Source organism: Pseudoflavonifractor sp. BSD2780061688st1 E11 (assembly GCF_005844125.1).
GTDB classification, from domain to species: domain Bacteria; phylum Bacillota; class Clostridia; order Lachnospirales; family Lachnospiraceae; genus Sellimonas; species Sellimonas catena.
In genome coordinates this window covers 1-22717 of sequence record NZ_SPHM01000050.1, presented here as the reverse complement: position 1 = coordinate 22717, position 22717 = coordinate 1, and the positions used below count along the sequence as shown (strand labels likewise).

Genomic DNA, 22717 nt, shown 5'->3' with positions numbered 1-22717 from the left:
CATTTCGGCTTGTATTTACTACAAAATATATGAACTTTTCAAGGTGCTATAGACAGGCTTTTGACCCCAATATCATAAATATAATAGTATAGTAGATTTCTGTTGGATTTCATTGTTGTATGTTTCCTTACATGTGAATATGTCATCATTATATCAAAGCTGTTCCATACTTTGTAGGGAAACTGTCAAAACGACTTAAATAAGCCAAAAACGGAGAAAGGGTCATAATCACCCTTTCTCCACCCTGCTATTATCCACTCTTTTATTCTGCCATCTGTGTCCGATAATCTTTCCACGCTTTCTCTGCTGCCGCTGCTGCTTCCTGCCGCAGCTGATTTTCATCTGTCTCTTCGCCACCTATAATCTGACTTTGCAAATTTCCCACGGCCGAATATAAATTGTATTCTACCTGGGTCAAAAAATAAGAGCCGTACATTTTTGTTAATAATTCTTCAAAATCATATACTCCATGTGCTCCAGGTTCTGTTGTTTCGGCAGCCTCCTGCTCCGCCTTCTCTTTCGCCTCCATATAAGCATCCTGCAGCTTTTGATCCGGTACGGTAAACAGCATTTCCAGCACTGCTGTCAACGTTTTCTGTTCCGGTGATTCCTGTTCTGTGACCCATATCTAATAGTCCGATTAACTTTCCAGAACTTGTACCAGTAATTTTAATTAATCACTCATATTCTCTTCTTTATAACTCATTGGTATCACTCCCTAAAATGCTGTGTTTTTATTTCTTTCATATTTATCTGTTATTTTGTTTCAATATATCATTTTTTCTGTACATTTACAATCTATGCATTCTTAATATATCAACAATTTATTATTTGCATCCTAAAACGGAAAATTGTCCTCTCTCTTTGTCTTTTCAGAAAAATTTTATCTTTCACCGGCTTGCCTCGCCCTTCTTTTCATGCTATTCTGAGATCGTCTGAAAAGCTGTCTGCTTTTCTATCATTCACGGCATTCGCCGAACAATCCAATTCATAACAAAAAACATGGCCGGGATCTCTGTCTGTAAAGAATACGTTTTCTGTGGGACATCTCTTTTCTGCTGTTTGAAATTATGTTAGACTACAAGAAACAGAAACAGTTTTCTTCTGACAGGTGCCGGACCGCCACAGGAAGGAGACTGTTTATGCAAACAAACGAAGTCGAAATCAAAACCATTCAAACCACTTCGGAAGAAGAATTTATTATGAAGCCTTACATCGACTGGTGCTTCAAAGAGTTGATGCGCAATCCAAAAACAAGAACCGGATTCATCGCTGCATTGTTGCGTCTTCCTCCGGAACAGATCGGCAGGACAACGATCCTGGAAAACGAGCTTTCCAAAAGAACAGAGGAAGAAAAGCAAGGTGTTCTGGATGTCCGTGTCCTTCTGGAAAGCGGTACTCAGCTGGATATCGAAATGCAGGTTCTCTATATAGAATACTGGGATGATCGAAGTCTTTTTTATTTAAGTAAAATGTTTTCCAGCCAGCTCCAAAAGGGCGAATCTTATGACAAACTTCAAAAATGTATACAGGTTGGCGTCCTGAATTTTACCTATTTTAAAAAAGACAATTTCTGTCACAGAAGGGTCCGGTTCTATGATGAAGCAACCGGAGATCTGTACAGCGAAAAGCTGGAGCTTCAGATACTGGAACTTCCCAAAATCCCAAAAGAGTACCACCATCCTGACGGCATTATTGCATGGATGAAATTCTTCCGCGGCGGCAATAAGAAGGAGATGGAAGAAATGGCAAAGGGAAATGCATACCTTGAATCGGCCTACGAAGATCTTATGGAGATGAGTCAGGATGAGAAAAAACGCCTGGCATATGAAGCCCGGGAACGGGCCCTGCGCGATCAGCTCGCCTTGCAGCATCAGACTGAAAAAATATTTCAGCAGATCGCAGAAGTACAAGGAGAATTAGATAAAGCTAAGGACACACTTGCCGAAACCAAGGGACAGCTCTCCAAAACTCAGGGACAGCTCTCCAAAACTCAGGGACAGCTCTCCAAAACTCAGGGACAGCTCTCTGAAACTCAGGGACAGCTCTCTGAAACTCAGGGACAGCTCTCTGAAACTCGGGGAAAGCTCTCTGAAACTCGGGGAAAGCTCTCTGAAACTCGGGGAAAGCTCTCTGAAACTCGGGGAAAGCTCTCTGAAACTCAGGAACAACTCTCTGAAACTCAAAAACAGCTCGCAGAGGCTCATGCACAGAATGACGTTGCCCACGATCAGGGACGTAAAGATGCGATTATCGATTTGTATCAAAAAGGTCTCCTTAACCTGGAGCAGGCAGCATCCTCATATGGTATGTCGACAGAAGATTTTCAAAAACTGATCTTTTAATTAGAGCAGTTGGTGGTTAATATCAATTTTTATTTTCTGATAAGAAAAGACAGCCCCGGAGAGTCTGGACTTTTTCAAGTACTATGCTCTCCCTGGGACTGTCTATTCTTTTTTGAAGTCTTTATTTCATCCGCCTGAAAGTTGCTTTTTATTTCATCTTCACCAGATGAAAATAGGACGGATAAATTCCCGGAACAATGTTGGAAATCTGGTTTCCATTTTTCGGAGATGTCGATGTATGCCAAAACCGGTTTTCACTTGATGTTCTTCCCCAGAAAAATCCGATGTGGCAGTCTGCTCCCGGCTGATTCCAGTTTACAGGTTCACAGTAAATGATATCCCCCTGTTCTGCTTTTCCGGATTTCAAAAGAGCAGATACTGAATTGTATGTATAATACTCCACATTGGCTTTTTTGAAATAACGAAACCAGTTTGATGCGTTACATGCTCCGCCCCACAGCCCCATCTTGCCAATTGGCGCAAGATTGCCTCCGCATTTCTGCGTAACATAGGCAACAAACCCGGTACAGTTCATTCCACTGTAGCCATCAGCCCGTCTGTCACCATTCGGGTAAAGAATCTCGTGCATATTCAACGGGTTTTTCATTGGTTGATACGGAGTTCCCAGATAATAAGAATCATTTTGGTGTGCACTCAGTTCTTTTACAATCTTTGTTCCGTCAAATCCAAGTGCTTCGGAAAAAGACTTTGTCTTCTTCACCGGTACTGTCTGCTTTTTCTTGAAAGCATTACTTGTACTTCCCGGTGCTCCCTTTGTTTTTGGAACCAGCATAATTTGAAGTGCTTCCATACGGTAAGCATATCCTTCACTTCCAGAAGCCTGTCCGTTTTTCGCCCATCCAAGCCATCCGAAATTCTGGACATGCGCCCGGTAATAAATATCGTAGCACTTCGCAACCTCTCCGGTCAGGCGAATCTTAACCGCCTCCATTCTCAGGCTTTTGGCCTGCGTTCCTGCCTGCTGTCCATTCTTCTTAAATCCCTGCCAGCCTATATTCTGGACATGTGCCGAGTATTCAATTCCGCCGGAAAGTTTCTGTGAATCCGCTGTATCAAGCCACATGGTCATAGCTTCCAGCCTCAGACTCTTTCCAACTGTTCCCATAATCTGCCCGTTGACGGATGTATTTGTATTTCCAATCTTTTGAACATGCCCGCGATAACTCAAATCCGTATTCGTATATGCTTTGATAAATCCCCTTGTTCCTGCTGCCGGTGATGGATCGCCTTTTTCCACAAGCCGGATCATACAGCTTTCCATCCGTGAACTCAGTGCAGAACTTCCTGCCGGAGCGCCGTTTTTCACCCAGTCCAGCCATCCATAATTTTGGATATGTACACGATAATAAATATCATACTGCTCGGCAAGCTCTCCCGTCAGGCGGATCTCAATCGCTTCCATCCGCTTCGATTGTCCCTGCGTTCCAGACAGTTCTCCATCTTTCTTCCAATCCATCCAGCCGTAATCCTGTACATGTGCCCGGTATTCCACGCTTCCCTGAACAGCATCTTCTCCGCCCTGCAGTTTGATTCGGAGCGCTTCCATCCGTCTGTATTTTCCCTCAGTACCGGCCAGTTCACTCTCTTGCCTCCAGTTCTGCCAGCCCTCATTCTGGACATGTGCCTGATACGTAAGTGCCGGTTTCGCTGATCTTACTTTTTCTTTCGGAAGTTCCTGCATCTCCGTCACTGCCTGTTCCGCAGGCTCTTCACTCTCAGGTGACTTCTCTGTATACGGATTTTCCGTTATGTTACCTTCCTCACTTGCCGGTTCTTCTTCCAAAACGTCTCCCGGAATGTTGTCCGGATTTTCTTCTACGGTTTCATCCTGGTCTTCTCCCGGGACTTCATCCGGTGTCATTCCTTCTTCCAGCTGTTCATCCTTTTCTGAATCTTCCCCGGTCTCTTCCTCTTTTCCAGATTCTGCCCCTTCCTCCGGCTGACTCATATCCTCTTCATTTTCCACACTTTCGGTATTTTTCAGTCCATTTTCCACAGATTCCTCTGCTGTAATGTAATCTTCCTGTGCATTGACAGAAAGCGGCACACTGGATACCGCCAGTGCCGCCGTCAAAAACAATACTGCTGTTCTTTTCATTCCTTACCCCCACTGAATTTATTATCCTATTCTCTCAAAAACAATCGGAATTCCTCGTTCCGATTCGCAATATATGGTTTCGCCCTGCGACATCCATACTCTTCCACGATCATACCACTTTCCCTTTGGAAGGTAAAGGCTCCTTCCGGTTTTCCCTTTCTCATAAACCGGCGCAACCAGATATTTTCCTCCTAACATGAACTGATCCGTCACGTTTTCCACATATTCCTCCGGAAATTCATATGCCAGATATCGAATCAACGGTTCACCTGTAACGCTGGTCTTTCTGAGTTCTTCCATAATATACGGCAGAAATTTCTTCCGCACCTCAATGCTTTTCAAAATGCATGCAAAGTTTTTTCGGCTCAGGATCCTGAACGGCGCCGCCGAAAACTGCATGGCAGGCATCAGACAGGCAATCTCGCAATGCCTGACAAACAGTTCTTCATCCAGTCCGGTTTTCTCCATGTTCTGGAAATTCAGATATTCTCCCCCTCCGATCATATCCGGACACCCATAAGCATGCCCCGTAATTCCCTGAAGCAGCGTGTCCGGAACCAAAGATGCAATTCCATTTTCTCCCCAGGAATGATCCTTGTCGCAGAGCCGCTGTAAAAGCGCATATCCCCCTGCCCGAAAAGATGCCCGGTACTCATTGTACGGATATTGTTCCCCGAACTCCGCCCAAAGTCTGGACTGTTCATCCGGCGTCACCCTTCCGAACGTTACATTATCATCCCGGTAATACATGCTGTCCCCTGCATCAAACTTAAATCCATCCACCCCCATGTCTGTAAGTGCATCGAGCTGACATTTCAGCCATTGTACTGCCTTTGGATTGGAAAAATCCAGAACTGCCGAATATCCATTCCACCATTTTGCAATGTACGGCTCCCCTTCCGGCGTCCGGATGAGAATTCCCTGATCCCTCGCCTCCCGGTATTTCAGCGAATCCGGCGATACATACGGACAGACCCATACCATAACCTGATATCCCATCCCGTGGAGCTTCTCTATCATCTGCTCCGGATGCGGAAACTTTCCGCTGTGAAATCTCCAGTCTCCATAGCATTCCGCCCAGCCATCGTCAATCATCAGAACTCCGGGCGGCATCCTGCTTTCCAGAATCCGGCCGGCATATGCGAGAATATCCTCCTCATTCTGATGATAAGTAAGCTCGATCCATGTATTGTAAATAATTCTCCCAAACAGATTTTCCGCCGGCATTCCCCGAAATGGAAAATGCTTCTGCATGGCATGCAGATAGGCCTCCCGAAGGCCGCCTCCTGTCTCTTCCAGCTGATAGGAATCCGGGACCTCTATAACGCCGCTTCTGATCCTGATGTGAAATCCCTCCTCAGACCAGAGGCATCGCCCTTTTGTCGACACCAGAAGAGGCATCTCCTGATTCGGCGTTGGATTACTGGTCAAATCCAGCTCCGTTTCCGTATCCGGACCAATCGGCATCCTCATCCCATATTTCACACAGGTACCATACCAGAATTCATTTCCTTGAAACTTAATCTTCATTTAAACTCCCCCTGTTTTTCTTTTGCGTAATATACCAGATCCATGCCATCTTTGATTTTTTCCGTTTTTCCTGTTTTTTGATATCCCATTTTTTCATATAGATAACAGAGCTTTTTCTCCTGTAAAATAGTATCCAGTTCCCATCTTTTTGCTTTTGTATAAAAAGATTCGACCATCTTGATAGCTTCCTGGGCATATCCGTACCCCTGATATTCTGGCAGAATAAAGATCTGTTTCAAAACACAACGTTTTTCAAAATCACAGATTCTGACTGCTCCAATATGTTTTTCTCCATTGGCTTTTTCTAAAATCAAATCCATAACCTTTTCCTTTCCTGTATATTTTCCGCGTTCCTCATGAGTTAAGTATATATGCAAAGGTTGAAAATGCCAATCCCATACCTTGCTTTTTTCCTGCTCGTGATATTCTTCTTGCCAGACATTTTCCGGAATTCTATAATTAATTTATATCGTGGAATGAGATTTAAAAAGGTAATAAAAATATGAACTGTATAAGTAAAGAAAGAAAAAGCTGCATTACAGAATTGAATAAAATGGCATTGCCGTTAATCGCAGGTTCCATCACAAGTATCTTGATGGGAATCATTGATCAGGCTTTTATCGGACATATTTCTTTAGAGGCCTATGCCGGTGTCGGACTCGTCTATTCCTGCATCAACAGTCTCGTAGGTGTTCTCGGTGCATTTTCGATCGTCTTTAATATTTGCGGTTCTAATCTAAAAGGAAGAAATGATTTAAAAGGTATCAGCGAAGAGTTTTCCCTTCTCCTGATTCTGTGCGGAGGCATCTGATTCGGGCTTTTTATTCTGTTTAATATATTCTGCAATCCGATTTTACATAAAGGCTTCGGATTAACTGGTAAAACTCTGCAGGAAGCGTCAGAATATCTTAGGATTTTCAGTTTTTCCATTCCACTGAATTTAGTTATCTTTCTGTATTCAAGCGTATTCAAAATATTTAAAAAAACGAACCATATCTTTGCCACAACCTTGTTTATAAATATACTGGGTGTGTGTTTAGACTATATTTTGATTTATGGAAAACTGGGCCTTCCTGCGTTTGGAGCAAAAGGTGCCGCATTAGGAAGTATACTGTCTCTGATTGTGTATCTAGGCATCTATAGTTATACAGCACGCCATCTTGTTCAGATTGATCTGCGGATTCCTCAGATATTAAAGAAAATAAAAGACAAGATCCGCTTTTCCATTCCATTTTTAGCTCAGGAATTCATGGAAGATATCTTATTTGTAGTGGGATTGAATATGATTGTGGCCCGGATCGGCACAGTAGAATTGTCCGCATACAATCTGATTCTGCAAATCATTTCGATTATACAAATGCCCATGTTTGGCTATTCCACAGCCACGGTTTCTTTAGTAAGTGAAGCTTTCGGAAATGGCAGCCATAAAAAGGCAAAACAGATAAAAAATGCAGCCACGCTACTGTCTTTAAGCTGTTTCGCCTTGATGTTTCTCGTCCTGATAAACTGTGATTCTTATATTATTACTTTTATCTCAGATGAAGCAGAAGTCGTGTCCCTGACACAGTTCTGCCTTCCTGCCTCTTTGCTTGCCCAGCTCTTTAACTATGGACTCAATATCGAAAAGTCGGCTCTGCAGTCCATCAATGAGTCCCGCTACACACTGCATGTAACATTTACTATCAATATGATCATACTGTGCCTGTGCGGCTTACTTATAAAAAACTTATTGATGCTATACGTCCTTTTAGGCATCGGCTATGCTGCCGTATATTTGGTTTTGTATCATCGGTCCCGCAGAATGCTGAATGCGGATTTGCGGTAAAAAATAAATTTACTTCTAAAAAACAAAATAATATGTCCTTCTCCAACTCCTGTTTTTACCAGAATATTCGGAACCTCGCAGCTACTCTTTCACCTGCATCTCGTATTGTTTCCACACTCTGTCTGCCAAATCTGACACGAATTTTTCCCATCCATTTTCCGGTTCTACTCCCCATTCTACAACCTTCTGGATGTCCGATGTCAGAGTCTTTTCAACATCCGTTATAAAATATGCTCCATCCAATTCCTCAAAACTTTCTTCTACTGCTGAAATTGTTACATCTGAACAGTCGGATAACCAATTCCTGATCTCACTTTTCTCTACCGCGATTCCATCGGTGGTGCTAAAAACCTGCCCTATGTTCTCAATACCATCCTCTTTTTCCTGCATCTTATCATTTAAAAACAGCATTAAAAATTCATATGCTTTTTCTTTATGATCGCTGGACATTCCAACTGCCCCATAAGTCATAACGGATGCCATTTTTCTTCCTTCCAAATCCGGAATGGTCTTAACGTAAACCTCTTCTCCCCCTGTCAACGAACCGATAGGCTGTATTTGATACTGTTCTTCTATGTTATCTACCGTATCTACCAACCATTCCTGTTGAAGTGACAAGAAAGATTCTGCAAATGCTGTCCATTTCTCTTTATCAAACAAAACTTGTTGTGTTTCATAATCTGCTGCCGGCTGATACCATCTTCCAGCTGTCAAATATAAACTCCCATCGATTGCCTCTTTCAATCCAGAGCCATCCTCTTTTTCCGCCTGTTCCAACCATTCTCCCAGAGTCTCCCCTGTCACCTTCTCAATGTCATTAGATCCTGATAGTACATAGTAATAACAGGAGAGCGGAATAATATATTGCTTTCCGTCATATTGTCCTGCATTTAAAATCTTCTTATTATAGGTCGTATCATTCCAATAAGAATCTGTTTTCATATATTCATCTAATGATGCTAATGCCCCGCTTTGCATCGTTTGATATGGATTTGCAAATAACTCCGTTTTCACCTCTGCAGCATCTGGATTCGTATCCAGCAAATATACATCTGCTCCTTTTCCCGCCATAATTTGTGTCTGAAGCTTCTGAATCTCTGCATCCCGTCCATTTTCCTCAGTAGGAAGTACCTTTACATTTATCTCAATGTCTTCTGTTTTCATCATAAAATCAGCTACACTGCTTACTTCTTTCTGAATTGATGGGTCCGTGATCACTGTCAGTACAGTTTCATTTTCTTTTCCATTTTGCTTCTCACATCCGCTCATTCCTGTAAAAAGTATTCCAACACATCCCAAAGCAATGATTCTTCTCGCCATATTTTTCATAATGATGCACCTCCTCTTGTTAATTTCATTGTTTTCGATAGTAAGCTCAAAAATTTTTATTTTCTCTGCTATGTCTATTTTTATCAATCTATTATATATTTCTTTCTTAATTTTCATTTATTCCATATTTTTATTTGTTATTTTCTGTTAATTCAAATTATACTCTATTACCTTTCCAAATTCAATATCACTTGCGTAAACGTCACGATTCCTTGCGCAAATGTTACTTACAGCAAAAAAATCCCGGAAAGCATTTCATGCTCTCCGGGTCTTTTTCCGATCCATCATCTTACAGAATATAATCGCCGTCACTGTGCTGATCGTCGTCGCCACAATCCCTGCTCCCACGATTGCCGTGGGCTCCACGCTTCCATACTGGCTGCGGAAGGCAATGACATTGACCGGGATCAGCTGAAGGGACGAGATATTCAGAATGAGGAAGTTGCACATGGCGTTGCTGGCCGATGTACTTCCATGATTCAGTTTTCCGAGTTCTTCCATGGCTTTCAGCCCTGCAGGTGTCGCGGCCCATCCGAGGCCGAGAAAGTTGGCGATGATATTCGTCGTAATGTATTCTCCTGCCTTGTGCCCTCCCGGTACTTCCGGAAACAGAAACCGGACAAAGGGTTTCAGAATCTTTGCGCCTTTTTCGATCATGCCGGCCTTTGTGGCAATCTCCATCAGCCCCATCCAGAATGCCATAACTCCCATCATGGTAATGCATAGTGTCACGGCTTCCCCGGCAGAGTCAAGCGCCGCGTCTGTGATGTCCGGTATTTTCCCTGTAAACGCAGCGAAGATGATTCCAATCAGAATCATCCCCGCCCATAAATAATTCAGCATCGATTCCCACACTTCTTTTTTCACATTATATGTGGGAATCCGGCAGATTATTTTCCGCTCTGCTGAATATCTTTCATTTTAATATTGTTTTTCTTCAGTTTCAGGTAAACAACCTCCCTGAACAGGGCATAAAGGACAGAAACAATCGGAATAAAAATCAACATTCCGACAATTCCCATCAGGCTTCCGCCGATACTGACTGCTGCCAGTACCCAGATCGAAGGCAGGCCCACGGAATTTCCTACTACATGAGGATAGATCAGGTTTCCTTCAATCTGCTGCAATACAAGGAAGAGAACAATAAACCAGAATGCCTGAATCGGATCGATCATAAAGATCAGAAATGCTCCGATTGCGCATCCGATAAATGCTCCGAAAATCGGAATCAGTGCCGTAAAGGCAATCAGGATACCGATCAGCCATGCGTACGGCATCTTGAAAATACTCATTGCAATGACAAACATGGTTCCAAGAATCACTGCTTCCACACACTGTCCAGTCAGGAAGTTGGAAAAAGTGCGGTATGTCAGCGAGCAGACCTCAATGACCGCTTCTGCCTTTCCTTTCTCCACGAATGCAAACAGCACTTTCTTAGCCTGAACAGAAAGCTTCTCCTTCTGTAGAAGGATATAGCATGCAAATACAAACGCGATAAAAAACGTAGTAAACCCACTTACAATACTCATTGCCGCCGTCACACCGGATTCCACGATGTTTCCAGCACCGTTTGATACCCAGTCTACAGCAACCTCGATCACCTTCTGCCAGTTAAACTCCAGCTGATTGAAATAGGCCATCACTTCTTTATTGTTGTGGAACCAGTTATCTGCCCATTCCTGTACTTTCGGAATGAACGCCTGGATGCTGGCGCCAAGTTTTGCGATCGTTCCGGTCAGCTGCGGGAGGACTCCGAAGAGAACGCCTCCCACAATGCCGATCACAAAGATAATCGTAAGAATCAGGCTGGCAGGTCTTGCAAGCTTCCGCACGGCTTTATATTTCTTTTTCCACTTTTCCTGAATCAGCCGGTTCTCAATAAAATGCATCGGTACATTAAACACAAATGCAATCGCACCACCGAGAATGAAAGGAAACAGCACACTGATCACAAATTTTACTGCCTGAATCACCATCTCATATTTCCAGAAGCACAGAATAATGAGTGCTGTAAAAACGATCAGGTGTCTTATTTTTTTCATATTCTCGTTGTTTAATTCCATATAACGTCCCCTTTATTTTATTCCGAAACGGATTGCTTTGATACACTGAATAACCGGAATATTTAAAATTGCAAGTCCATAAACCGTCAAAAGCTGTGTTATGCTTAATGAAGTTACACTAAATATACCTTCCAGTGCCGGTATTGTCAATACGGCTGTAATCAGGACAAACCCGATCAGGAATGCTCCCTGAAGGTAGATATTATTGAAGAAACCTCTCTTAAACAGAACCGGTTTGTCGGCTTTACAGTTGTATCCGTGGAACAGCCTGGACAGACAGAGTGTTCCGAATGCCATAGTGCTTCCGAGAAGAGCGCCTTCGCTTGTATATCCAATCATAAATGCGATCATGGTCATGACACCGATGGAAAGACCTTCTGTCACAATCTTAAGAAGGAAGTCTTTTGTAAGAATCGACTCGTCTTTCTTTCTCGGTTTCTCATCCATAACATCTTTTCTGTGAGGCTCCAGTCCAAGAGCGATCGCCGGAAGACTGTCTGTCAACAGGTTGATGAACAACAGATGTACCGGTGCAAACGGAACCGGAAGTCCTGCGATAGACGCATACAGAACGGCAAGGATTGCTCCGAAGTTTCCTGACAACAGGAACTGAATGGAACTCTTGATGTTCCGGTATACATTTCTTCCGTTTTCTACTGCCTTGACAATTGTTGCAAAGTTATCATCTGTCAGTACCATGGAGGCTGCATCTTTTGCCACCTCGGTTCCTGTGATTCCCATTGCCACTCCGACATCTGCCTGTTTCAGAGCAGGTGCATCATTGACACCGTCACCGGTCATGGAAACAATGTTTCCTTTTTCCTGCCATGCTTTTACGATCCGGATCTTGTGTTCCGGTGAAACACGGGCATAAACAGAAATATGTTCTACAAAGTTTTTCAGTTCTTCATCGGACATATTTTCTATATCCGCACCCTCACATGCCTCGGACTCTTCTTTGAGAATTCCGATTCTCTTTGCAATAGCTGCTGCCGTTACTTTATGGTCACCTGTAATCATAACAGGTTTAATTCCTGCGCGGATACATTCTGCTACTGCATCTTTTGACTCTTCACGCGGCGGGTCCATCATCGAGATCAGTCCAAGGAATGTCAGATGATCTTCATCTTCGGCTGTAATTCCCTTCTTGCCTTCCAGTTTCTTATATGCAAATCCAAGAACACGAAGTCCCTGTCTGGAAAATTCCTGGTTCATTTCAGCGATGTCTTCCCGGTCTTTATCCGTCATCGGCTTTTCCTCGCCGTTTTTGCGGATCTGTTCCATTCTCTGTGAAAGGACATCTACCGCACCTTTGACAAGCATGATGGTTCCTTCTTCTGTTTCATGTACTGTGGACATGAGCTTTCTGTCACTGTCAAAAGGAACTTCAGAGATTCTTGCATATATTTCACGGGTTTTTTCCACGTCCATGCCGCAGTTTCCCGCGAATGTGACAAGCGCTGTCTCCGTAGGATCCCCAATCTCCTCACCATTGACATTCTTTGCGTCATTACAGAGAATACTTGCAAACATCAGCTTTTTCGTGTCCGCATCTTCCCGGGATACTTCACTTTTTGCCATCCTTCGGCCTGCAACGTAATAATCCTCTACTGTCATCTTGTTCTGTGTCAGTGTTCCTGTCTTATCAGAACAGATAACCGATACGCTTCCCAGACCTTCCACAGCCTGCAGCTTTCTGATAATCGCATGTTCCCTTGCCATTTTCTGAGTACCGAAAGAAAGTACGATCGTCACGATAGAGCTTAATGCCTCCGGGATTGCTGCTACCGCAAGTGCTACCGCAAACATAAATGCGTCACCAAAAGATTCTCCTCTCCATACATTGATTCCCATCAAAATCGCACAGAGAATCAGAATGAGGATGGACAGCTTCTGTCCGAACTGATCCAGGTTGACCTGAAGAGGAGTTTTCTTTTCTGATGTCGTCTTTAACAAAGATGCAATCTTACCGACTTCCGTTTCCATACCGATTCCGGTCACAACATATTTTCCTCTTCCGTATGTGACAAAGCTTCCTGAGAATGCCATGTTAACTCTGTCTCCAAGAGGTACTTCCTTTTCTATCGTATCCTCACTTTTCTCAACAGGAATACTTTCTCCTGTCAGTGCACTTTCATCAATCTTCAGACTTGCCTGCTCAATAATTCTTCCGTCTGCCGGAACCTGATCACCTGCTTCCAGAATGACGATATCTCCTACTGTTACTTCTCTGGACGGAATCTGTGTCACAATCCCGTCACGCTCTACCTTTGCTTCCGGTCCGGAAAGCTTTTTCAGACTGTTCAGAGACTTTTCTGCTTTGACAGTCTGTACCGTTCCAAGGATTGCATTAATCGTGATAACGATCAGAATAACGATCGCACTCTCCGCGTCACCCAGAAATCCCGAAATAATTGCAGAGATAATCAGAATAATTACAAGGAAATCCTTGTACTGTTCCAGAAAGATCATTCCAACACTTTTCTTTTTCTCTTCCTGTAGCTCATTTGGGCCATATTTTTTCTGATTTTCCCGGGCTTTCTCACTGGAGAGTGATTCCAGTGAGCCGTTGATGTCCATCCTGGTTTCATCAGACCCCATCTGATAATACTGTTTCATTTTCTTCCTCCTTACTTTCTTATAGGGTGTACCATTTTTTCTTTCGCGATTCATGCAGAAAAATAAAGTATAAAAAAAGAGGCTTTTACTGCATTTCGCTCATGCAATAAAAGTCTCACTGTTTCATACTCGATCCGGGCAGATAATCTGCCGTACTGACGAACCTGTAACGCTCTTTCCAAGCGCCAGTTACTCCCTTTTATTAATTAATAATATACCTATTTTTGTTTGAAATGTCAACCACTATTCTTTTCAAATTTGAAAAAACGGCTACCGCACAAAATCTGTACGGCAGCCGCTCTGAAATCTTATTTTCAAAACAGATTAGTTTGTAATTGTCATTTCTGTTTCTTTGTCGAATACGTGGATCTTTTCAGCATCGAATGCGAATTTAACTGTATCTCCGTTTCTTGCTGTTGTTCTTGGATCAACACGAGCTGTCATGTTTGCTCCTTCGTAATCGAAGTGTAAGTAAACTTCTGCACCAAGCATTTCGTATACACGGATTGTAGCTTCGATTACTGTATTCGGAGAAGATGCGATGAACATTGGCTCATCATGTACGTCTTCCGGACGAATACCAAGTACAACTGTCTTTCCTGCGTATCCTCCATCGATGAGTTTTTTAGCTTTTGCAGGCGGAAGTTCGATCTTTGCAGGTCCTACATTTAACAGAACCTTGTCTCCTGAAACTTCACACTGTGCATCAAGGAAGTTCATCTGAGGAGATCCGATGAATCCAGCTACAAACAGGTTGCATGGTTCATCATACAGTTTTCTTGGAGTATCTACCTGCTGAACAACACCAGCGTTCATAACTACGATTCTTGTACCAAGTGTCATAGCCTCTGTCTGGTCATGTGTTACATAGATGATTGTAGTACCAAGTCTCTGATGAAGTTTGGAGATCTCGATACGCATCTGTCCTCTTAATTTTGCATCCAGGTTGGAAAGAGGTTCGTCCATAAGGAATACCTTAGGATTACGAACGATCGCACGTCCCATAGCAACACGCTGTCTCTGTCCACCGGAAAGAGCCTTCGGTTTACGATCAAGCAGTTTTTCAAGGTCAAGGATCTTAGCTGCTTCACGAACCATTTTGTCGATTTCCGGTTTCGGAACTTTTCTTAATTTCAGTCCGAATGCCATGTTATCGTAAACTGTCATATGCGGATACAGAGCGTAGTTCTGGAATACCATCGCGATATCTCTGTCTTTCGGCTCAACATCGTTTACAACTTTATCGCCGATTCTTAATTCTCCTGAAGAAATTTCTTCCAGACCTGCAACCATACGAAGTGTAGTAGATTTACCACATCCTGAAGGTCCTACGAAAATGATGAATTCTTTATCTTCGATTTCAAGGTTGAAATCTTTTACAGCTTCAAAGCCGTTTGGATAAACTTTATTGATATGTCTCAATGATAAACTTGCCATTGGTGCTTCCTCCTAAATCTTAAACCGTTTTTTTCGATGTATTTAGTATAAAAAAAAATCCCAAAAAACGCTAGTGCATGATTGCACAAACATTTTTTAGGATTCTGTACAAGGTGACCAACACTTTTTTGACATATTTTGTCAGTTTTTCCGGATAAGTTTCTGATAAATATCACGCTTACTGACTCCTCTGTCTTTTGCCGTCCGCTTCATCGCTTCCTTCTTTTCGAGTCCCTGATCCAGATAGATCTGAAAATGCTCCTCTACGGAAAGCGCAAGCCATCTGGCCTTTTTTGCTTCCTCCATCTCTTCGCGGCTTTTTCCTTCCAGAACAAGCACACATTCGCCTTTCGGAGGATTCTCCTCATAAAAACGGCATGCCCTGTCGAGCGTATCCATATAAGCAGTTTCATGTTTTTTCGTGAGTTCCCTGCATATCGTGATTTTCCTGTCCCCTCCGAGAGTTTCCGCAAGTTCTTTGATTGTCTTTACAAGCCTGTGAGGCGCTTCATAGAGGATGATCGTCCTTGTCTCCTCCTTCATCTCCGAAAGAATCTGCTGCCGCTCCTTCTTATCCTGCGGCAGGAACGCCTCAAATGCAAATCTTCTGGTCGGCATGCCGGATATCGTAAGAGCCGTGATACACGCGCACGCTCCCGGAAGAGACGTCACAGTAATTCCTTCCTCCCGGCACATTTTTACAAGCTCTTCTCCCGGATCCGAAATTCCCGGTGTCCCTGCATCTGTAATCAGGGCGATATTCATTCCTTCCTGCAGCTTTTCCACCAGTTTTCGACCCTTTTCGATCTTGTTATATTCATGATAACTCGTCATAGGGGTATGGATCTCAAAATGATTCAGGAGCTTAATACTGTTTCTCGTATCTTCCGCTGCAATCAGATCCACTTCTTTTAATGTCCGTATCACCCGGAACGTCATATCCTCCAGATTTCCGATTGGAGTAGCGCACAAATATAATATTCCTGACATGGTTTCTCCTTTATTCTTCTCCTGCTCTTCCCATCCCGTAGTTGAGAAGAAGATCCCTTGTATAGCTTCCATCTTTTTCGTAGACAATCAAAGGCGGCTCTATCTGAATTCTGGATTTTCCTTTATTGCTCCCCTCTATCAGAACCATATTCGGCTCCTTGTCCACATAAGGATGAACCAGGCGCATCCGCTTCGGTTCAATGCCGTAAGCCGCCATTTTGGTGAAAATCTCCACCAGCCGGAATGGCCGGTGCACCATATAAAATCTGCCGTGGAATTTCAGAAGTCTTGCGCTTTCGCGCAGAATGTCATCCAGAGTGCAGAGCACCTCATGCCGGGCAATCGTCTTCGCGCTGTTTATGTTTGTAATCCCGTGCTGCCCGATCATATACGGCGGATTGGTGGTAATGACGTCAAAAGAAGCAGCTTTGAAATAGTCTGCCGCTTCTTTGATATCGCCTGTCTTTATAGTGATTTTATCTTCCAGATGATTGTGCTTTACGCTTCTTCTTGCCATGTCAGCACTCTCCTCCTGGATCTCCAGCCCTGTAAAGTCTTCTCCGTCAGTCTTGACTGTCATCAGAATCGGAATAATGCCTGTTCCGGTTCCGATATCAAGAGCACGTTCACCTTTCTTAACTTTTGCAAAACTGGCTAAAAGGACCGCGTCCATTCCAAAACAGAATTTCCCCGGATGTTGGATGATCTCATATCCACGTGTCTGAAGATCGTCCAGTCTCTCGCCTTCTTTTAACTTACACATTGTCCAGTTTCGACGCTCCTTCATTTTTCTCAAGTGCCGCAAGTTCCTTCATTTCTTCTTTGGACAATTTCATGTCGCTCTTCTTTCTTCTTGGTCTGAATCTCAGATCCGAAGCCTTGTATTCCCGGATTTCCTTTTCATCATTCTCCAGTGTTACAATGACTTTGACAAGCTGGCGCAGAACGCTTAAGCTCTGTACTTCTCCTTTTAATCCTTCCGGAGTCGTTACCGTATCTCCTGTAGACGGAAGTCTGCTGTTCAGCTTTTCGTAAGTCTCCTGCTCGTTTGTAAGGCAGCACATCAGTCTTCCGCATACTCCGGAAATCTTTGTCGGATTAAGGGAAAGATTCTGCTCCTTTGCCATCTTGATCGATACCGGAGCAAATTCCGACAGATATGTATGGCAGCAAAGCTCTCTTCCGCAGATTCCGATTCCTCCACGGATCTTCGTCTCATCACGCACTCCGATCTGTCTCAGCTCAATCCTTGTCCTGAAAACCGCTGCCAGATCCTTTACAAGTTCTCTGAAGTCAATTCTTCCATCTGCTGTAAAGTAGAAAAGCACTTTATTATTATCAAACGTATACTCTGCATCAATCAGCTTCATCTCAAGCTTATGCTTTCTGATTTTTTCCAGACAGATCTGAAATGCTTCTTTTTCTTTTTCCCTGTTTCGCTCTTCTATTCTCCGGTCCTCATTCGTCGCAAGGCGGATGACAGACTTTAAAGGCTGTGTAATCTGATCGTCTTCCACCTCTTTCGGTCCGATCACTACATTTCCAAATTCGATTCCTCTAGCCGTTTCAACGATTACCTGCTGACCTTTTTTTATATGGAATTTTCCAGGAGCAAAGTAATAAACCTTCCCTGCCGGACGGAATCGAACTCCTATAATTCTTGTCATATCTTAGTTCTCCTTTATAGTCAGTAGCAGAAGCTCCATCACCAGATCGAAATTTACATTTGCTTTCAGTCTTACCTTGGCTGTCTCAAGTGCCTTGAGAATCGTCTCGATCCCTTCATAGGAGCTTGTATTTGCCCTCTCTTTGATGTACTTCATCTGATCTGAGAATATCACTCCGTTGATATCTTTCGTCGCCTTGTAAAGCAGCACGTCCCGATACCATACACTGATCAGATCCAGGATATCATCTACCTCTATCTTGTACGAGGAGAGGCTTTTCAGCGCCTTCAAAAGCTCCGGAAGCTCCATGTCCTTGATGTATTTCATCATCTGGAGCGTCTCTTCTTTGATCTCATTAAAATGCTCTGAGGTCGCGAGCATGATCGCTCTTCCCATATTTCCCTGGGCAAAAGCAGTGCAGACGTCCGCCTTATAATCCGGTATCTCCATCTGCTCCATCAGATATTTTTTAATCAGCGCATCCTTTACATTCTTGATCTTTAAAATGACACACCGTGATAAGATCGTAGGCAGAAGGCTGTCCGCATTTTCTGTAAGAAGGAAAATCACCGCATACTCCGGCGGCTCCTCTATGGTTTTCAACAACGCATTCTGTGCCTGAGGCGTCATCATGTCCGCATCCGGCACAATATAGATCTTATATTTTCCATTGTAAGGCCGGATCATAATATCATTATTAATCTGTACACGTACCTCATCCACGCTGATCGTATTCGGCTTTTCGTGAACCACCCTGATAATATCCGGATGATTTCCAGATAGAGCCTGACGGCAGGAATGACACTCATTACACGGCTCTGCTCCGCCCCGTTCACATTGAAGCGTCATCGCAAACAGCTGTGCAAACATCTTTTTTCCTGATCCGCGCTCTCCATTTAAAATATAGGCGTGGGAAATCTGGTTCTGCGTAATAGCTTTCTGAATATAAGATACTAAATCCTTACGCCCGACAACATCTTTAAATCCCGTCATTATTTTCACCTTCTTTTTCTATGTCAATCCCCGATTCTGGTAAATTTAATCCAATATAATTATATCACAAACATTTCTGAATATATAGCATTATTTCATTGAGGCAGTCTTCCAGTACTATATTTTGAAACCGCCTCTGTATGCCGCATCTGCTGAGGTTTTCCTCGGAGAAATCTTCTGTATCTGCCAGAAATCTCCTGCACATTTCCGCATATTTCGGCTTCTCCTGCATCCGCTCTCTTGAAAGTGCCCTGAAAAGACGTTCTCCATCTTCCACTTCCACGTAGACGGGTACAATCTGCCCTTTCCCGAAATAACCGCACATCTTTTCAAAGGATTCCAGCGTTCCGATCATCAGATAATCCTGATCCTCCAGCCGGATTTTTCCGTCATCAGCCGTGAAATACTTCCAGATGCCGTGAACAGTATGGTATTCCCGCAGTTCAATCACCCTGTTTTCTTTCTGAAACGCATCCAGAACTTTATCATCTACAAAAAAGTACTCCTCCCCGTCCCGTTCGTTTTCACGCATCGGTCTTGTCGTATAAATCGTCACGGTATGAAGAAATGGCATTCTCTTTTTCAGTTCCTTAAAAATCGTGTCTTTTCCGGAGGAACTTTTCCCCATCAGATAGAAAATCTTACCCATTTATCCACACTCCTATTCTGTTTTCCTCTTCTGTTCCTTCAATAGTAAATCCCATATCCCGGTACTGGCAGAGCAGCTCTGCCGCCCGGGCAGAAATTCTTTCTCCCGGAACAACGATCGGACATCCCGGCGGATACAGGTATGCGAAGTCAAGCGAAATCCTGCCTGCGCACTCTTCAAAGCGTACTTTTTCTTTCTCTTCTTCGCTGACCTCATCCCGCCAGCACGGGATTCTGGCCTGCTCAGCTTTCGGAATTTCCGTCCGTATCTTTTTACTATCCTGACAGGTTTTAACCTGTTTGTCAATCTCAAGAAGCGCTTTCTCCAGACGATCAAATCCTTCTTTTGTATCCGCCACAGACGTCATTGCAAGAATATAATTTCCTGCTGTCATCTCCATCTGAAGATGGAAGGTATGGAAAAGCTTTTCGGAAAGCTCTCTGCTTGACCAGTCCGTCCCCTCTGTAGAGATAACAATTTTGGATCTGTCATACGATGTGGATTCACACAATTTCAAATGTGTCATTTTCCGGAGCTTTTCCCGCAGGCTGTCCAGATTTTCTGCATAATTACCGAAAACCTCGTCCTTCCTTGTCTCCAGCATATGGATGCATGCATCAATCCCGGCCATCAGAACGTACGATGGACTGCTTGACTGCAGTATGTGAAGATACCGCTCCACTCTTTTACGATCCACTATTGATCCGTTCATATGAAGCAACGCCGTCTGTGTCAGGGAAGGCAGCGTCTTGTGTACACTGTGTATTACAATATCTGCTCCTAGTCTATTCGCATTTTCCGGAAAATAGTCATGAAATCCAAAATGTGCGCCGTGTGCTTCATCCACAATCAGCGGAATCCCGTATTTGTGTACGCTTCCGGCAATTTTTTTTATATCAGAAACTACACCATCGTAAGAGGGAGAAACAATCATTACCGCGCGGATCTCTCTCCTCTGTTCCAAAATCTGCTCCACATCTGCCGCATCAATACAGCCGCTTAGTACTGCTTCCTCATTCTCCTGCTTTTTCGGATAAATATAGACCGGCTTCATCCCGAAGATTTCCACCGCATGATAAACCGATTTGTGGCAGTTTCTCGCGATCAGCACCTCATCTCCTCTTCTTGTACACCCCGCCAGCGCACTCAAAATGCCGACCGTACTTCCATTTACAAGAAAATGGGTCTCTTCTGCCCCGTAGACAGAGGCCGCCCGCGTCTGCGCATCCTTTAGAATTCCTTCACAGTGATGCAGATCATCAAATCCTTCTATCTCCGTAATATCGATCCCAAAAGGAAGATTTTCCTCCATAAAGTTTACATTTCTCTTATGCCCCGGCATATGAAATGCGTAATAATCCGACTTTCCATATGCATCCAGCTTTTCATACAACGTCATAATTCCCTCCTGTAAAAAATGCTGCCCTTCCTTAAAGGGCAGCTGATTTCATTCCATATTCATGGTCCTGTTTTTACTCTGCGAATACCTTCACATTATAAACTGCATTTTGAATTTCCTCTGCAGTTTCCCTGTTTCCCGTATTCAAAACCGCTGAAATCTGACATCCATACTCCATTCCAAAGTTTCCGGATGCAATCAGATATTTTATTTCATTTTCAAGATCATATCTAATCGTAGCATAATAAAGTCCTTCACTTTCATAGGAGCGAAACTCTTCAATCTGGTAAGACATATTTCCGATAATCTCTTCATACAAGGCTGCACACTCCTGCTCTGTTTTTGGAAACTGCTCCGAGGATATACCTTCTTCTTTATATTCAATTCTGACTTCTCCAACATCTCCGGACAGTACAACACTATCGTCACTCTGATCTGTACACTCAAAATCTCCAGGCAAATCTATCTGTACTTCCTGAGTCCCCAACTTATAAACATTTTCTGATATGATACTCTGATCCGTCTCTTCGCCGCCTGAACATCCACCTGCAGCAATTATGGCAAAGAAACAGGCAATCATCAGCGCAGCCCTTATCTTACCGTAGATTCTCCTCATATTCTCTCTCCTTCTTTTCCTAATTTCAGTTTATCGTCAGAAGACCTCCATGTCAAACTTATTTCAGTTTTTTCACTAAAATCTTACATATTTTATAATAGAACCCACTTTAATATCCTGACTTTCAGAAAATTCTGCAATACAAAAACCCCATATGAGTTATTACTCATATGAGGTCTGTTTCAGTGAAGCATCGGGGATTCGAACCCCGGACAACTTGATTAAAAGTCAAGTGCTCTACCGACTGAGCTAATGCTCCATAAATATAATTTCAATGCCCAAAGCCGGAATCGAACCAGCGACACGAGGATTTTCAGTCCTCTGCTCTACCAACTGAGCTATCTGGGCCTATCCTCAATAAAAAAGGACAAAAAAAATTGCGGGGGCAGGATTTGAACCTACGACCTTCGGGTTATGAGCCCGACGAGCTTCCAGACTGCTCCACCCCGCGTTATTATGAAGTTATTATATATTATAGCACATTTCCTATGAAATATGCAAGTGGATGGAGGTGGATTCGAACCACCGAAAGCGTTGCTAACAGATTTACAGTCTGCCCCCTTTGGCCACTCGGGAATCCATCCAGAATACCAATTAACCTGGTAGAGCCAACGATCGGACTCGAACCGATAACCTGCTGATTACAAATCAGCTGCTCTGCCAATTGAGCCACGTTGGCGTTTTTAATTTAAATGCCACGTTGGCAAAATGCCAGATTGGCAATGGGACCTATAGGGCTCGAACCTATGACCCTCTGCTTGTAAGGCAGATGCTCTCCCAGCTGAGCTAAGATCCCAAAACGACCCGGATGGGACTCGAACCCACGACCTCCGCCGTGACAGGGCGGCGCTCTAACCAACTGAGCCACCGGGCCATTTGATACTTCCATGTACCTTCAAAACCACATATAAGTCCACTTCTTTGTCATCCTGCTTTTTCCTATCCACCATTCCTTGGTTATGCCCTCGACCTATTAGTAACAGTCAGCTCCATGTGTTGCCACATTTCCACCTCTGCCCTATCTACCTCGTCGTCTTCAAGGGGTCTTACTACTTCCGTATGGGATATCTCATCTTGAGGGGGGCTTCACGCTTAGATGCCTTCAGCGTTTATCCCTTCCCGGCTTGGCTACCCTG

The 22717-nt window shown here is 43.6% G+C and carries 17 protein-coding genes, 7 tRNA genes, 1 rRNA gene and 1 pseudogene; 2 read left to right on the top strand and 24 right to left on the bottom strand.

Annotated elements, in window-relative coordinates; translation table 11 throughout:
• Positions 1–262: 262 nt before the first annotated feature.
• Entirely contained in the window at positions 263–589 is a 327-nt protein-coding gene (locus FGQ85_RS16135) for a hypothetical protein (protein ID WP_138373955.1), read from the bottom strand.
• Positions 590–1142: 553 nt separating this feature from the next.
• On the opposite strand from FGQ85_RS16135, the gene FGQ85_RS16130 reads away from it, so the two are divergent.
• On the top strand, positions 1143–2345 hold the full coding sequence (locus tag FGQ85_RS16130) for an Rpn family recombination-promoting nuclease/putative transposase (RefSeq protein ID WP_171027998.1): 1203 nt from the start codon (positions 1143–1145) through the stop codon (positions 2343–2345).
• Positions 2346–2493: 148 nt separating this feature from the next.
• On the opposite strand, the gene FGQ85_RS16125 is transcribed toward FGQ85_RS16130, so the two are convergent.
• Genes FGQ85_RS16125 through FGQ85_RS16115 form a run of 3 tightly spaced genes read right to left on the bottom strand, consistent with a single transcriptional unit; the run spans position 2494 to position 6446 of the window.
• A complete protein-coding gene (locus FGQ85_RS16125; RefSeq protein ID WP_087169582.1) occupies positions 2494–4464 on the bottom strand; it encodes a hypothetical protein in 1971 nt (656 codons plus the stop codon).
• Between the two features lie 21 nt (positions 4465–4485).
• On the bottom strand, positions 4486–5994 hold the full coding sequence (locus FGQ85_RS16120; RefSeq protein WP_087169581.1) for a glycoside hydrolase family 31 protein: 1509 nt from the start codon (positions 5992–5994) through the stop codon (positions 4486–4488).
• Positions 5991–6446, bottom strand: coding sequence for a GNAT family N-acetyltransferase (locus FGQ85_RS16115; RefSeq protein WP_279230215.1), 456 nt, complete (start codon positions 6444–6446; stop codon positions 5991–5993). Before FGQ85_RS16115 ends, FGQ85_RS16120 begins: the two co-directional genes overlap by 4 nt.
• 50 nt (positions 6447–6496) lie before the next feature.
• Here FGQ85_RS16115 and FGQ85_RS19230 point away from each other — a divergent pair.
• A pseudogene (locus FGQ85_RS19230) lies at positions 6497–7819 on the top strand (MATE family efflux transporter).
• 81 nt (positions 7820–7900) lie between these two features.
• On the opposite strand, the gene FGQ85_RS16100 reads toward FGQ85_RS19230, so the two are convergent.
• The 20 genes from FGQ85_RS16100 to FGQ85_RS16005 form a co-directional block, all read right to left on the bottom strand.
• The gene (locus FGQ85_RS16100) at positions 7901–9265 is read right to left on the bottom strand and encodes a hypothetical protein (protein WP_138373952.1); all 1365 of its coding nucleotides are present in this window, start codon (positions 9263–9265) and stop codon (positions 7901–7903) included.
• Between the two features lie 138 nt (positions 9266–9403).
• The gene (locus FGQ85_RS16095) at positions 9404–9991 is read right to left on the bottom strand and encodes a nucleoside recognition domain-containing protein (RefSeq protein WP_138373951.1); all 588 of its coding nucleotides are present in this window, start codon (positions 9989–9991) and stop codon (positions 9404–9406) included.
• Positions 9992–10038: 47 nt separating this feature from the next.
• Entirely contained in the window at positions 10039–11211 is a 1173-nt protein-coding gene (locus FGQ85_RS16090) for an AI-2E family transporter (protein WP_138373950.1), read from the bottom strand.
• Between the two features lie 12 nt (positions 11212–11223).
• Positions 11224–13830: a calcium-translocating P-type ATPase, PMCA-type gene (locus FGQ85_RS16085; RefSeq protein ID WP_118637908.1), complete on the bottom strand. Its 2607-nt coding sequence runs from the start codon at positions 13828–13830 to the stop codon at positions 11224–11226.
• A 324-nt stretch (positions 13831–14154) separates the two neighbouring features.
• Complete coding sequence (gene ugpC, locus FGQ85_RS16080) at positions 14155–15267, bottom strand: sn-glycerol-3-phosphate ABC transporter ATP-binding protein UgpC (RefSeq protein WP_087169569.1); 1113 nt, start codon at positions 15265–15267, stop codon at positions 14155–14157.
• Between the two features lie 141 nt (positions 15268–15408).
• Entirely contained in the window at positions 15409–16257 is an 849-nt protein-coding gene (gene rsmI, locus FGQ85_RS16075) for a 16S rRNA (cytidine(1402)-2'-O)-methyltransferase (RefSeq protein WP_138373949.1), read from the bottom strand.
• A 10-nt stretch (positions 16258–16267) separates the two neighbouring features.
• Positions 16268–17020 carry a tRNA1(Val) (adenine(37)-N6)-methyltransferase gene (locus tag FGQ85_RS16070; protein ID WP_087169567.1) on the bottom strand — a complete coding sequence of 251 codons (753 nt, stop codon included), beginning with the start codon at positions 17018–17020 and terminating at the stop codon, positions 16268–16270.
• Entirely contained in the window at positions 17013–17924 is a 912-nt protein-coding gene (locus FGQ85_RS16065) for a stage 0 sporulation family protein (protein WP_087169566.1), read from the bottom strand. Before FGQ85_RS16065 ends, FGQ85_RS16070 begins: the two co-directional genes overlap by 8 nt.
• 3 nt (positions 17925–17927) lie before the next feature.
• Positions 17928–18917 (bottom strand): DNA polymerase III subunit delta', encoded by a 990-nt coding sequence (holB, locus tag FGQ85_RS16060; protein ID WP_087169565.1) that lies wholly within the window; start codon positions 18915–18917, stop codon positions 17928–17930.
• Between the two features lie 64 nt (positions 18918–18981).
• Positions 18982–19566 carry a guanylate kinase gene (locus FGQ85_RS16055; protein WP_087169564.1) on the bottom strand — a complete coding sequence of 195 codons (585 nt, stop codon included), beginning with the start codon at positions 19564–19566 and terminating at the stop codon, positions 18982–18984.
• Entirely contained in the window at positions 19559–20965 is a 1407-nt protein-coding gene (locus tag FGQ85_RS16050; RefSeq protein WP_207738753.1) for an aminotransferase class I/II-fold pyridoxal phosphate-dependent enzyme, read from the bottom strand. Before FGQ85_RS16050 ends, FGQ85_RS16055 begins: the two co-directional genes overlap by 8 nt.
• Before the next feature lie 73 nt (positions 20966–21038).
• On the bottom strand, positions 21039–21581 hold the full coding sequence (locus FGQ85_RS16045; protein ID WP_138373947.1) for a hypothetical protein: 543 nt from the start codon (positions 21579–21581) through the stop codon (positions 21039–21041).
• Between the two features lie 186 nt (positions 21582–21767).
• Positions 21768–21840: transfer RNA gene (locus FGQ85_RS16040), tRNA-Lys, on the bottom strand.
• A 16-nt stretch (positions 21841–21856) separates the two neighbouring features.
• Positions 21857–21929: transfer RNA gene (locus FGQ85_RS16035), tRNA-Phe, on the bottom strand.
• 29 nt (positions 21930–21958) lie between these two features.
• Positions 21959–22032, bottom strand: a tRNA-Met gene (locus tag FGQ85_RS16030).
• A gap of 51 nt (positions 22033–22083) precedes the next feature.
• Positions 22084–22165, bottom strand: a tRNA-Tyr gene (locus FGQ85_RS16025).
• Between the two features lie 22 nt (positions 22166–22187).
• A tRNA-Thr gene (locus FGQ85_RS16020) sits at positions 22188–22260 on the bottom strand.
• 44 nt (positions 22261–22304) lie between these two features.
• Positions 22305–22377: transfer RNA gene (locus FGQ85_RS16015), tRNA-Val, on the bottom strand.
• A 4-nt stretch (positions 22378–22381) separates the two neighbouring features.
• Positions 22382–22455: transfer RNA gene (locus tag FGQ85_RS16010), tRNA-Asp, on the bottom strand.
• A 79-nt stretch (positions 22456–22534) separates the two neighbouring features.
• Positions 22535–22717 (bottom strand): 23S ribosomal RNA (locus tag FGQ85_RS16005); the annotation flags it as partial.

Bases quoted from the DNA above. Each gene is read 5' to 3' on its own strand.
- FGQ85_RS16130 (WP_171027998.1), top strand. From the start codon at position 1,143: ATGCAAACAAACGAAGTCGAAATCAAAACCATTCAAACCACTTCGGAA.
- FGQ85_RS16125 (WP_087169582.1), bottom strand. From the start codon at position 4,464: ATGAAAAGAACAGCAGTATTGTTTTTGACGGCGGCACTGGCGGTATCC.
- FGQ85_RS16120 (WP_087169581.1), bottom strand. From the start codon at position 5,994: ATGAAGATTAAGTTTCAAGGAAATGAATTCTGGTATGGTACCTGTGTG.
- FGQ85_RS16100 (WP_138373952.1), bottom strand. From the start codon at position 9,265: ATGAAAATTAAGAAAGAAATATATAATAGATTGATAAAAATAGACATA.
- FGQ85_RS16095 (WP_138373951.1), bottom strand. From the start codon at position 9,991: ATGCTGAATTATTTATGGGCGGGGATGATTCTGATTGGAATCATCTTC.
- FGQ85_RS16090 (WP_138373950.1), bottom strand. From the start codon at position 11,211: ATGGAATTAAACAACGAGAATATGAAAAAAATAAGACACCTGATCGTT.
- FGQ85_RS16085 (WP_118637908.1), bottom strand. From the start codon at position 13,830: ATGAAACAGTATTATCAGATGGGGTCTGATGAAACCAGGATGGACATC.
- ugpC (WP_087169569.1), bottom strand. From the start codon at position 15,267: ATGGCAAGTTTATCATTGAGACATATCAATAAAGTTTATCCAAACGGC.
- rsmI (WP_138373949.1), bottom strand. From the start codon at position 16,257: ATGTCAGGAATATTATATTTGTGCGCTACTCCAATCGGAAATCTGGAG.
- FGQ85_RS16070 (WP_087169567.1), bottom strand. From the start codon at position 17,020: ATGTGTAAGTTAAAAGAAGGCGAGAGACTGGACGATCTTCAGACACGT.
- FGQ85_RS16065 (WP_087169566.1), bottom strand. From the start codon at position 17,924: ATGACAAGAATTATAGGAGTTCGATTCCGTCCGGCAGGGAAGGTTTAT.
- holB (WP_087169565.1), bottom strand. From the start codon at position 18,917: ATGACGGGATTTAAAGATGTTGTCGGGCGTAAGGATTTAGTATCTTAT.
- FGQ85_RS16055 (WP_087169564.1), bottom strand. From the start codon at position 19,566: ATGGGTAAGATTTTCTATCTGATGGGGAAAAGTTCCTCCGGAAAAGAC.
- FGQ85_RS16050 (WP_207738753.1), bottom strand. From the start codon at position 20,965: ATGACGTTGTATGAAAAGCTGGATGCATATGGAAAGTCGGATTATTAC.
- FGQ85_RS16045 (WP_138373947.1), bottom strand. From the start codon at position 21,581: ATGAGGAGAATCTACGGTAAGATAAGGGCTGCGCTGATGATTGCCTGT.